Below are 11442 nucleotides of genomic sequence, written 5' to 3'. Positions count from 1 at the left end.
TGAGGAGGAATCTGCATGATTGATACGATAGAGAATAGGGAAATAAGCTTTCTGACGGGTGAGAGCGGAGTCACGAGAAACAGGAGTCCAGAAGAGTTACCCCACTAAGCCCAACTGTTCGAATACGTGGGGGTAACACTTGACGGCACCCCTATCGATTTGCACAACACGGCAAGGACCTTCATAACAAATACCGTGTTATTGTTTTACAGAGAGGGACAGCTCGTCATGAGACACAGTAGGCATGTGCTCCTCTCTATCCCAGAGCTTTGAGCGATAAGTGTTTTAGATTGTGCGCTCGGCATGGCCACCCTTGATAGCGAAGATAGTCCGCCGCCAAACCACAATCTCAATCCGCTGACGAATTCAATCCTGACGGCACTTATAACAGACACCGTTTTTGAGGTAGGGCTTCAGAACACCTTTGTTACAGTTTTCACACTGTTCTATAGGCGATTCCTTCGAGGGTTCCGTTGCCATACTTGCGGATGCTTGTGGTTACTTAATATACTTTGCGAGGCACCGAGGGTGGTATTTCGCGTAAGGTGACTCAATCTCGCCGTCGGACCACGACCTCGACGTCGTCGGTCTCGTCACTAAATCGCACCACAGGAGTGGGGAGCCGCTCAGTGGAGATGGACTCCTGGACGGCGACCGCCGCGATCGCGCACTCGGGTAGGTATTCGCCGTCGGCGAGGAGCACGGCGCGCTCCTCGCAAAACGTGGACATGAGTCACCGCCGTCCTTCGCGTTCGATTCTTTTTCGTGTCTTACCCAATCTCCAATCAGCTAACCCGTCTATCGTTTAGTAAGACCTGAGGAAGACTTTAGGTCAGTAATAACGAATGGCATGGGCATGACGATACTCCCACGGCCCATTATGAACTACCGAGACCGGATCATCACAGCATCATTCGTGACTCGTCTTGTAGTGGGTGGCGGTGTCGTGATGGTCCTCTTCGTTCTTGGTTTCGGCCAAGCAACTCTCGCCGGCGCTCTTCCCGCCGTGTGGGTGTCGGTGGTCTATCTGCTTGTGCTGCTTGCGCTGGCCTATACATTCTATGCACTCCTGCGGTCGTTCGTGTACTAAAGTCAGCATAAATGACATCTACATACCCTCGGCTGATTGAATGAGAGTGAGCCATCAGAGGAATCTATGGAGGCCACGGATTCTTACCGAACGTTTGGACCGACATCCCATTCTAATATTTGGTAAGAGGCGAACAGCGGACGCAGCGGGGCCCAAGGAGTTACCCCACCCAGCCGAACAAGTCAAACACATGGGATAACAGTACCCAAAGACTATTGCAGATAAAGCGAGACGCTCAAACGGGCGGGAGGCTCGCCATAGCCAAGCTACTCACCCGCCCGTTTCCATGGTTTCCGAGCAGTGCGTACACCGTATTAGTTACTTTACCAAGTCGAATTCAGTCTAGCGAGTGGGGTAACTCCCGATCGCCACCGGACCGGGCCTATGGTCCGGCCGTCGCTCGAAGCCGGCACTTGGGCGCGAAAACTATTGGAACCCAAAGTGGTTTTGCAGTTGATGAATAGGTTCAACTGGGCAGGCCGGATCCGAAATCGCACCCATATACCTGCCCATTCCTATACCGCTGAGCGATAGGCGTAGCAAACGTAGCACCGGTGTGCCCACCACCTCAATTCAAGCGGCACTCAGGACAGGTGTCGTCTTTGAGGTACGCTTTCATAACCGTCTTACCACAATCCTCGCACGCCTCTAAGGGCGAATGTTTCGGGTGCCCGGCATAACCAGGTAGCAAAGCCTCGGTGAGGCTGATTTTAGTTCGCGTCCCTGCTTTTCGAGAAACTTTGAGGAGGTCTACTCAGCGTCAGGTGTGCGATCGCGAAAGACATGAATCAATTCGTCGGTTGTGGCTTCTCGGTTTTCATCATCAATGTCGGCTTCAACGAGCGCTCTTTCCATCTCATTAGCACTGATAGATGTATCGTACTCCTCTCCTTCGATGAGCCTCTCTACCAACTCACTCTCTTGCTCGGTGAGGCTGACGCTTGCTTCGTCGATAAGTGGGACCTGCTCGTTCTCTGTGTGGTCACCATCTTCGGCCTGATCAGCACCTCCGTTCGTCATAGCCGGAATTCTACGTTCGTGTCTCATACGAATTTTACGGCCAAACGCAGTCGAGATCGAATTCTCGAAGTAGGAATCACTATATGAATTTACTACGATCTCGATTCTAGCGATGCGTAGTTGGTTTCACGAACGGGCCAAACGCTGGTGGTCTGACCATTTTCCTTCTGCAATCCCATCTTCTCTCGGATACACCGCTCCTACTGGAGAGATAGAGTATCTCATCGATCCCAGTGTGTTGCATAAGGGGCACGATGTCCGCTACGTTCTTACCTAACATAGGCATCGAAGCCTTGTTCTAATGTTTGGTAAGACCCGAATGTCAGAATCGGGGAACCTAGAGTTAGCAGATCCAATATTTATCTGAGTTCATTGGCTCGATTAGACGATACCAAGACGGTTTTTGAGAAGGATTCATGATCAGTCTCAGAATACCCGCGCTTACAGCAATAAGGACCAGTAACTTTACCCACCACCCCGCCCTCTCCCACAGCCAACACAATGATAATAGCCAGAACCCCGGTTACGCAGCCTGAGAACCACATTGGAGCCAATGAAAGAGGAGGTGTGTAGTTTGGTTCGTATCGATGCGGTTACTGAGGACTTCCTAACGGACAAAGGCAAGGGCCAAGGTGGCAAGAGCGGAAACTATCGAAGCGACGCCAACAGAGAGCTCGACCGCTTCGTGGACTTCCTCGCTCAGCACAAAGATGCCGTGACGACGTTCGAGGAATTGGAGTCAGGCCATCTCCGCGAGTACGCACGGCATCTCACCCGCCAGGGTTGGGCGACGGGCACAGTCCGAACCTACTACGCCTACATCTCAGCGTTCTGTGGCTGGGCCGTTCGTGAGGGTCATCTCGCCGAGAACGTCGCCCAGCGGCGCAATGCAACCGAGCCCATCCCCGACGACGGTGGTCACAAGAGTGGTGACCAGCAGGCCTGGTCCGCTGACGACCGCCAGCAGCTCACCAAGTTCGTCGACGAGCAGGCACACGAAGCTATCGACAATGTCAGTGAGGACCGAGAAGCGGCGATCAAGGTCTGTCGCGACCGCGCTCTCGTCTATCTCCTTTCGTACTCGGGGGTTCGAGGAGCGGAGGTTCTCCGCGACAAAAGCGATGAGCGAAGGCAGGGACTCCGCTGGGAGGACGTTCATCTCAAGGACCGCTACGTGACGGTGTTCGCGAAAAAACAGCGTCTCGACGACCGGGGCCTCCCTGGGCCGGTAATCTATCCCTTGGAGGTCTACCAGCGCGTTCTCGACGTTCCCAGTCAGAATTGGCCGGTCTTTCCCTCTTTCCACCGCCCAACGCTCTCCCAACGGATTACCGAAACGCTCACCCAGCGTGGTTACACCGAAACAGAAATCGAGGAAGTCAAAGAAGACCAGTCGCTCATCGAAGCCTGTGTCGAGGTCGACGTCGCGCCACCATCAATCACAACTGACGCAGGACGGCACGTTCTCAAGCGACTCTGTGAGCAGGCAGGCATCGAACTCGATGACGATGAGTATCTGATGCCTCACGGTGCTCGCCGCGGTGCTGGCGAGGTCCTTGTTCGCACCTCAGGCCACGCGGCCGCCGCGCGAGCGCTCGATAACTCCGAGGAAGTCGTTCGCGAGCATTACTCGCATATTGAGGCCGGCGATCTCGCCGACCAGATGACTGATGCCTTCGAAGAAGCTGATAGTGAGTAAATAGCTGGCGAAGCCCTTACAGCAAACGTCTCGTGTCGACATCATACTACAAAAATACGTTCTTCAGTGGTTAGCAGTACTCAGCGTCGTCCTCCACATGATGGCCGGGAAGAAGACCGCGTTTTTCGAGCCCGTAGAAGAGCACCGTATGGGCAACCATTGCAACGATGATACCGTTCAGCGCAGCTATCCCGGGAATCACACTTGGGAGCCCAATACCTGGGAAGAGAGCCCCTGCTGTAAGGGCAGCAACGGCACAACCAACGAGGTACGCCGTAATCCCGGAGTAACGGACTCCGACGAATTCGACGTCTTCCATTCGTGGGATTTGCAGCTTCCAGCACAGCAAGTAGTCTGCGATGAGAACCCCTCCAAGTGGTGGAATGTACTGACCAAGTAGACCTAGATACGGTGACAATGCATCACTTACTCCTAGTAGGGCAAGCATAATCCCGATCGCCCCGCCTGCAAGGACGAACGGACGCTTTTGCTTGATGCCGAACGCTTCGCTTCCAGCTACGCCGAATGCATATGCTGCGTTGTCGTTAGTCGTCCATACATTGAGTATCAGCGCAATCAGACCGAGCCCAGCAAGCCCTTGGACCGCAAGGACCTGATAGAGGTCGCCAGCCGGCGTTACGTTGTACGCTGTTCCACCGACGGCGCCGCTGAAGAACAGGAACCCGTTTCCGAGCAAGAATGCGATTAGCCCCGCCCAAAAAGCGACTTTCTGGTTACGGGCAAATCGAGCCCAGTTCGGCGCCTGTGTCCCACCGCTCACAAACGTTCCAACAACGGCAGTTACAGCAGCTCCAAAGCCCATCTCAGCTGAACTACTCCCGAAGAGACCACCGAATCCCCCTACATCAAGGAGGGCGATCGCGATAGACAGGACGCCTATCAATACAAGGGCGGGCACAGCTATTTTTGAGAGAATTTCCATTCCATCGTACCCGATGTAGGCAGACGAGAGGTGGAGAATGCCCCACAGAAGAATCAGGAAAGAGACCCACATCGGCGTGTTGATATTGAAGAATTCTGCTGTCGGGACTGCAACCATCGGAATGGTCACCCCAAACCATCCAACCTGAGTCCCCCCAAGTAGAAGATCTGCCCACTTAGCACCGAAGCGGCCAAACGTGTAGCGTGAAAGCAGGACTGCTGTGAGACCAGCTTTTGCTGCGATTGCGCAGAGGATGGCGACGTAAACACCCAAAATCGCGTAGCCAACGGCCATTGCTTGCAGTAACTGTCCGAATCCGAGTGCAGCACCGACTGCAGCCCCTGAATATATCGTCCCGGCGAAAAATACGAATCCCAATAGTACTGCGGATATACTCCACAATCCTTTTCGTTCATTCATCGGTACATGGTCAACTGGCCAATCTGGGTCAGCCAGCTCTTGATCGCCAAGTACGAACTGTTTTAGCCTATCGGTGGCGTTTTCTGAAGACATTCTTCGAGTTCGTGTGTAGTCATATAGCATAGGTAGATAAATTCGTTGGTATACCCAGTATTATCGAAACGGGAGATATTTAATCTACGCTTTCCTGCCTTTCGCATGGCACGCTACCTGGTTCAGAACGCTCAGCTGTTAGATGGGGATGTCGTCGACATCGAGATCGAGGACAGCGATGTCGCTTCGCTCAATCCGGCTGGAAGCAGTGACCCTGAGAGCTACAGCTCGGATAATCAATATGATGCTGAAGAGCGATTGGTTACACCAAGTCTCACCGAACCTCATCTGCATCTCGATGCCACACAGACTGCAGGTGGTCCCCGTTGGAACAGGTCGGGAACGCTGACGGAAGGGATTGAAATTTGGGGTGAGCGCAAGCAGTCTATTACAAAGCAAGACGTCAAAGACCGTGCTCTGAAGACAATCAAATGGCTTGTGAGCCATGGAACAACTCGGATTCGAACACATGCAGATACGACAGAAGAGACGCTTACTGGGGTTGAGGCTCTCTGTGAACTCCGAGAGGAGGTAGCCGATTTAGTCGACTTGCAAGTCGTTGCTTTCCCTCAAGATGGAATTTTAACTGACGAGTCCCACGAGGACCTCCTTCGTGATGCCATCGACGTGGGAGTGGACCTCATCGGTGGAATTCCACATCGTGAGCTAACCCCAGAAGATGGGGCTGCGTCCGTGAAGATCGCGGCTGATCTGGCTGAACGCCATGAACTTCCGGTTGATCTACACATCGATGAAACGGATGACCCAAACTCACGGTTCACAGAGGTATTGGCTAGTGAGGCGCTGAAACGAGATATTGGAGACCGGGTGACTGCAAGTCACGCTACGGCAATGCATTCCTATTCGAACGCCCATGCGCAGAAGGTGATCTCGATGCTTAGCGAGAGTGGAGTTTCGGTAATCACCAACCCACTAGCTAACATTGTACTCCAGGGCCGCTATGACGATTATCCCCGACGTCGAGGCCATACGCGTGTCGACGAACTACGAGCAGCCGGAGTCACCATCGGTATCGGGCACGACTCGGTTCTCGATCCATTCTATCACTATGGAACTGGTGACCAGTTGGACGCTGCATTCATGCTCATCCACTATCTTCACATGAATGGTTATCAAGACGTAGCGGATGTCTGGGAAATGCTAACAACTGAAAACGCGACGGTATTCTCAGACGATGACTATGGGCTTGAGCCTGGCTCAGACGGCTCGCTCGTTGTTTACGATGCAATGAGCCCATTTGACGCGCTGCGTACGCGCGCCCCTAGAACTCTCGTCTTACGAAGTGGTCATGAGGTGGCACGAACTGAGCCCCAACAAACGACGGTACGCCACGCTGGTGACTCAGAACGGATCCGGTACCGGCGCTGATTCTGGGAGCGGGATATCCACTACGAATCAACCGAGGGGTCCTCTCTGAAAGCGGTGGAGTTGCTGATGTGATGGTTGATCTAGTCATGAGGTGGGCTATCTCTGATAGTCTATTGCACGCAGCGAAAGCACTGATGATGGTCGTATCACTACCAGAGCAAGGAAGCCCAGTCTTACCAAACGCTGGTTCTCATGACAGTCTAGATGTTAGGTAAGATGCTGGAGTCGCTGATTCTTTAAGTGCTTCTGGCGATAAGGTGTAGATACGAGGGAGGAACGCGTTAGTTTCCTGCGAGAGAATTACTGCACGTAGCCACGCCTTTCAACTACGAGCAGCCAGTACTGGCTGCGTAATGACCGACGAGGATGCTGGTCGGTATTTACTCCCAGCAGTCGAAGACCGCCGTCCGGAACTGCTCAGCGAACGCGATATCTCGCCGCTCAGCCAGCTCCCTGGGGATAGTGCTGTCTCACGAGCGGACCTCCAGCGTGACGAAACCGTCCGACAATGGGGGCTCGTCACGCCGAGTGCAACGCGTATCGGCCGCGCAGATACACCCGAGCACGACCTCAGCGAGAACGTTCGCCGGCTCCACGACGAGCGTCATCCGGCGATGAAGGGCTACAGCCGGCGTGCTCACCGTCTCGAGAAGCTCCGACTGACCCACGCCCTGTGTAGTAGCCTCGACCTCACCCCGTGGCAGCGCGACCGGGCTATTGGGACGATGGTCGACCTCGACCTTACCACCTTCGGGAGTCAGCGTGCCATTCCCAAAGTCGCGCTCGTCGTGATCCGCCACGTCGTCGACCGCGAACGCGAGCATCATCTCGGTCTCCATGACGACGAGTGGATCGCCGACCAATCCCCCCAGAAACTCGCCGACCTCTACGAGCAATTCCACTCCATCACCGACGAGGAATCGTTCACGAGCCTCTGTGAGAAACACGACCTCGATACCACCAGTCTTAATCGGCTCCGCCGAACCCTCGTCGACCAACTCGACGAGCGTGGCCTCCATGATGCAGTCTATGGCCGCAATCCCTACCGTGACCCGAGCTTACCGAGTCCCGAGATTCGTTCCTCGGCTTGATTTGATATCCTCTCAGCCACCGATAGAGCGGGGTTGAATGGTCGCTTTCTTTTCAGGACTGGCTGAGATAAGCAACCGGGTATTCTCTACAGGGTGTACAGAAGCCGGTGTTTCTTTACAGGTCTCGCCAGCCTCTTCCCTTCAATCGTGTCAGGTCTCGTGGTGGATTTTGCACATTGGGGTGGATCGCATGTGCTGTTCGGGTGACTCACTGATGGATTGATCATAGCGAAAGATGATCTCACCAGGTTTGCCAGAGTAGCACGGTGATACAACGCGTCGTGACCTGAATCTTGCACATGGATACAGCGATCGATGTGCAACGAGAGAGAATCGATTCTACCGGCGTAGAACCCCCTGTTTTTGTGACCTGTGGTAGCCCTCGGTCAGGCAGGTTGAGTCCAGTCTTAATCCTCTACCTCAACATTGAATTTGCTTCGCCAACGGTATCGTCGGCCTCCCCAAACAAACGTATCCCTCCAGAGGCCATAGAGAAACAGCGGAACTTGGAGGAGTGCTGCAGGATACGCAAGTAAGAACGTCCACCGCTCTACACCGAGATAGGTATAGATGCCCGCATAAATCCCGGTCAAGCAAACCGCAGCCAACAGTGGACTTGCTACGCAGAAAACCGCCACCAGTGTTGAGACGACGAGGAGACTGAGCATGTTTCGTCGGTCGTGGTGCCAAACCAACTGTGTGAATCTCGTGTGACGCTCAAGCGACGCTCGGATTGTTCCTCCGACCTCTACCTGCCGTACCCTCCGAACCACAGTGAAGTCAATGTGTTCCGAAAGCAGTCCATCGTCACTGACAGTCTGCCGTAATTCTTCGATAAAGCATTCTATATCGACATCCGAGCGTTCAAACATCAGTGCACCTGCCCACGATTGACCTTCTAAAAGTGGAATAAGAGAACCGCCCGCTGCATAGACCGGTTCGAGGAGAGTCGAAAGAGTATCTTGACCAACAAAGAAAGCTACCTCTGAAATCGGTCCATGAGCGTTGTAATCCGTATGTAGCGCGTCTAGCCAGTCCGGTGGATGAACGAAGTCATCGTCTGTCCAGACAATTCGATCATTCGAAGCCGCTTCCATTCCCGCTGCAATAGCGTTCGCTTTGCCAGAACACCCAACTGGGCGACCGGCCATGACGAGATCTACTGAAAAAGGAATATTTTGATTCGCTATTGGATCGTTAGCTGTGTCACAAACGACGAGCAATTCATCAATTTCTCTCAATTGATCTAGTATTTCTCTGCATGCAGACTGCCACTCAACGGTGGGCATAATCACACTTACCGGCGGATTGGGCTTGTTCATGATAGTGTGACGTTCGATTGATGAGTTTTGAGTTCCCAGCACCATATATCTACAAGTTTTCACCCCGCTCACGGTTCTTGGTTAGCCAACTAGCGAAGGCTAGACGCACAGTGAATGACTACTATCCAGATTCCATACCCTGTCAGTAGACCAGTGTCTATCTCCAGGGTGGCATGAATTTCACCATCTACAGAAATCTCGTAAAAGGCGGGTCTCGAGCTAGAGACCCCCCAGCCCGTCCGTCACTTTCTGAGCTACAGGGCTGAGCCTTACCAGATAATTCTACCCACGCACGCATCAGTCAATAACTGAGAAAACATGCTTCCTTACTGCACCGAGGAAGGTCGCAGACAGTGCAATTGCACCAGACACAGCACCAAAGGCGGCCGAAAGGGTTGGTGCAACAAAATGGAGAGTAGCGGCAGCGATCATGAACACCATGCTCCATGCGTACAGATGAAGAACCAGCACCCGAAGCTGCTGGTTCAGTTCTTGTGTAGACGTACTCAAAGCTAATCACCGATCTCAAAACCGAAAAATCCGAAAAAGGCTAGAAGCTAGTATTCGAAGCTCTCAGCGGTTCCAGCGGGAATATCCACAGGAGCATCATGGTCGTCATCTGGCAGAGCCGGGTCAGGTCTAAAGTCCCTACCTGCACCTCGAGATCCACTTTCTGGGCTCTCGGTCGAAGCAGTCGGATTACCATGAAGAAGGCCGTTCTGTTTCAACTGCTCCTTAACTGACTGAGACAACCGGCTCATACCCGTTTCCAGTCCAAATTTCGTCACAAGCCTTTGGAACTCCTCGTCCTCACTAATCCGGTGTTCTAGCGAACCCTGTTCTGCCCTATCTCGATTGACAACGAATTTGATCACAGCAAGGGCTACCTTCTCAATGGACTTCTGGCTACCAAATGCATCCAAATTGAGCTCCTGCATCATACGGACCGCCTCGTTCTGTTGCAGATTACTCAATCGCAAGCTACTGCAGAGAGCCTGTGTAATTCTCTTCTTATCCCACTCCGCAGTGCGGGTACTAAGTTCCCCATCTGACTGGTGCCGTCCATCGTTGAGTTCGCTCAGTCTCTCCCCTTTATCGTCTCTTTCAGACCCGCTTCCGATACGAGTCGCAGCCGGACTCTCCGGCCCATACTCGAACTGGTTTTGATCACCAGAAATGTCCTCTTCACTCAACGCCCCTTCTCCTGGTTGTGCATCTGGGATGGGACGCCGCCTTTTCAAATCCCAGGCGCTGTGATGGTTTTCACTGGTCATGATGAATTTGCTAGTTTCTTCTCCGCATCATGGACCAAATACAGTAGTAGAGACAAAGGATACAGATACGCCTCAAGTACTCAAGACCAAAAAGCATGATCCGCACTCTACCTCGTTCATATAGATACCTTGTCGCAAGAATGACTTAAAAGAGGGTTCAATTTCTCGTCATTTCTGCCCAATACAAACCATTGGAGCCTTCTCCAAAGTGCAGGTTCCGGACCGCAACGCAACCACACCCGCCACGCTCCGCACCGCTAGAGAGTTTTGTCCCCCTTCCGGGGCAGCCATAGCCCGACCACATACCCACGGAGCGCCCGCCCACCTCCACGGTCCTGCTCGCGCCCACAGGGCGCTGTGCGGGCTTTCACAGAGAGAAGGGTTGCCGAGAACGCCCGGTAATACCTTCTCGATGGTCCCGGCGTTCCTCGCGTTGAATGGCCGTTAGTTCGCTTCTCACCCGAAATGGCCGACCAAGCGCCGCATACCGGCTCCGAGGACGAACGCACTGATGCCGACGCCGAGGAGCACCGCTCCAACCCACAGATACCACGACCAACCGATCATCGGCCATGAGGGGGATAGAACGGCGCGGAGTCCGTGTGTGAGAACCATCGCACCGGCGATGACGACCGTGTTCAGGGCGCTCACGACTAGCCCGCTGTTGAGATAGGCGTTCACCAGTGCCGCGATAATCCCGATGAGGACCGGCAGATAGACGAGCGGCCAGATGAAGGGCAGCGTTCCGGTCATCATCCCGCCGAAGAAGACGGCCGTGAGCACGAACATCGCCGCGGCGAACCCGATGAACTGTCGGGAGCGATGCCGTTCCCTCCCGAACAGCACGGCAGACTGTGTTGCGCTCATGATAGCATCTTTTTCCCGTCCAGTAAGTATCTTTACCCGATCTGTTATGGGAAAGCTACATGTTCCATGGAGACGAACTAGAAGCAATGACAGTTCTTAGCAATATACGAGCGTCACTGACCACCAATCGGCAGCTCAAACTGGGAGAAGTCATGGGATGGGCAAGTATCTTAATGAGCCTCTGGATAGGGCTCACGGCGATCACTGACGAGGCTTGGATAGCTGGCGCACTTT

At 53.6% G+C, this 11442-nt stretch carries 10 protein-coding genes; 4 read left to right on the top strand and 6 right to left on the bottom strand.

Features of this window, described 5'->3' with window-relative positions; translation table 11 throughout:
* Positions 1–550: 550 nt before the first annotated feature.
* Positions 551–730 carry a hypothetical protein gene (locus GT355_RS17230; protein ID WP_160135755.1) on the bottom strand — a complete coding sequence of 60 codons (180 nt, stop codon included), beginning with the start codon at positions 728–730 and terminating at the stop codon, positions 551–553.
* A 126-nt stretch (positions 731–856) separates the two neighbouring features.
* Here GT355_RS17230 and GT355_RS17225 point away from each other — a divergent pair, with 126 nt between their 5' ends.
* Positions 857–1090, top strand: a complete 234-nt coding sequence (locus GT355_RS17225) for a hypothetical protein (RefSeq protein WP_160135754.1) — start codon at positions 857–859, stop codon at positions 1088–1090.
* A gap of 750 nt (positions 1091–1840) precedes the next feature.
* Here the strand turns inward: GT355_RS17225 and GT355_RS17220 are convergent.
* A complete protein-coding gene (locus GT355_RS17220; protein WP_160135753.1) occupies positions 1841–2110 on the bottom strand; it encodes a hypothetical protein in 270 nt (89 codons plus the stop codon).
* Between the two features lie 553 nt (positions 2111–2663).
* Here GT355_RS17220 and GT355_RS17215 point away from each other — a divergent pair.
* Positions 2664–3809 carry a site-specific integrase gene (locus GT355_RS17215; RefSeq protein ID WP_240145882.1) on the top strand — a complete coding sequence of 382 codons (1146 nt, stop codon included), beginning with the start codon at positions 2664–2666 and terminating at the stop codon, positions 3807–3809.
* A 70-nt stretch (positions 3810–3879) separates the two neighbouring features.
* Here GT355_RS17215 and codB read toward each other — a convergent pair whose 3' ends face one another.
* The gene (codB, locus tag GT355_RS17210; protein ID WP_160135752.1) at positions 3880–5265 is read right to left on the bottom strand and encodes a cytosine permease; all 1386 of its coding nucleotides are present in this window, start codon (positions 5263–5265) and stop codon (positions 3880–3882) included.
* A 105-nt stretch (positions 5266–5370) separates the two neighbouring features.
* On the opposite strand from codB, the gene GT355_RS17205 reads away from it, so the two are divergent.
* Together GT355_RS17205 and GT355_RS17200 are read left to right on the top strand one after the other, a co-directional pair.
* The gene (locus GT355_RS17205; RefSeq protein ID WP_160135751.1) at positions 5371–6654 is read left to right on the top strand and encodes a cytosine deaminase; all 1284 of its coding nucleotides are present in this window, start codon (positions 5371–5373) and stop codon (positions 6652–6654) included.
* A 353-nt stretch (positions 6655–7007) separates the two neighbouring features.
* Positions 7008–7745: a DNA-directed RNA polymerase subunit epsilon gene (locus GT355_RS17200; RefSeq protein WP_160135750.1), complete on the top strand. Its 738-nt coding sequence runs from the start codon at positions 7008–7010 to the stop codon at positions 7743–7745.
* A gap of 407 nt (positions 7746–8152) precedes the next feature.
* On the opposite strand, the gene GT355_RS17195 is transcribed toward GT355_RS17200, so the two are convergent.
* From GT355_RS17195 to GT355_RS17185, 3 genes are all read right to left on the bottom strand, one after another.
* Positions 8153–9067 (bottom strand): glycosyltransferase family 2 protein, encoded by a 915-nt coding sequence (locus tag GT355_RS17195; RefSeq protein WP_160135749.1) that lies wholly within the window; start codon positions 9065–9067, stop codon positions 8153–8155.
* A gap of 557 nt (positions 9068–9624) precedes the next feature.
* Entirely contained in the window at positions 9625–10341 is a 717-nt protein-coding gene (locus GT355_RS17190; protein WP_160135748.1) for a hypothetical protein, read from the bottom strand.
* Between the two features lie 456 nt (positions 10342–10797).
* On the bottom strand, positions 10798–11208 hold the full coding sequence (locus GT355_RS17185; RefSeq protein WP_160135747.1) for a hypothetical protein: 411 nt from the start codon (positions 11206–11208) through the stop codon (positions 10798–10800).
* Positions 11209–11442 lie beyond the last annotated feature (234 nt).

Source organism: Halococcus salsus (genome assembly GCF_009900715.1).
GTDB lineage: Archaea > Halobacteriota > Halobacteria > Halobacteriales > Halococcaceae > Halococcus > Halococcus salsus.
Note: the sequence above shows the minus strand (reverse complement) of the source record. Positions and strands in the feature narration are given on the sequence as shown.

What these genes read in the sequence shown, in the direction of transcription:
- GT355_RS17230 (WP_160135755.1), bottom strand. Translation starts at nt 730, where the DNA reads ATGTCCACGTTTTGCGAGGAGCGCGCCGTGCTCCTCGCCGACGGCGAA.
- GT355_RS17225 (WP_160135754.1), top strand. Translation starts at nt 857, where the DNA reads ATGACGATACTCCCACGGCCCATTATGAACTACCGAGACCGGATCATC.
- GT355_RS17220 (WP_160135753.1), bottom strand. Translation starts at nt 2,110, where the DNA reads ATGACGAACGGAGGTGCTGATCAGGCCGAAGATGGTGACCACACAGAG.
- GT355_RS17215 (WP_240145882.1), top strand. Translation starts at nt 2,664, where the DNA reads ATGAAAGAGGAGGTGTGTAGTTTGGTTCGTATCGATGCGGTTACTGAG.
- codB (WP_160135752.1), bottom strand. Translation starts at nt 5,265, where the DNA reads ATGTCTTCAGAAAACGCCACCGATAGGCTAAAACAGTTCGTACTTGGC.
- GT355_RS17205 (WP_160135751.1), top strand. Translation starts at nt 5,371, where the DNA reads ATGGCACGCTACCTGGTTCAGAACGCTCAGCTGTTAGATGGGGATGTC.
- GT355_RS17200 (WP_160135750.1), top strand. Translation starts at nt 7,008, where the DNA reads ATGACCGACGAGGATGCTGGTCGGTATTTACTCCCAGCAGTCGAAGAC.
- GT355_RS17195 (WP_160135749.1), bottom strand. Translation starts at nt 9,067, where the DNA reads ATGAACAAGCCCAATCCGCCGGTAAGTGTGATTATGCCCACCGTTGAG.
- GT355_RS17190 (WP_160135748.1), bottom strand. Translation starts at nt 10,341, where the DNA reads ATGACCAGTGAAAACCATCACAGCGCCTGGGATTTGAAAAGGCGGCGT.
- GT355_RS17185 (WP_160135747.1), bottom strand. Translation starts at nt 11,208, where the DNA reads ATGAGCGCAACACAGTCTGCCGTGCTGTTCGGGAGGGAACGGCATCGC.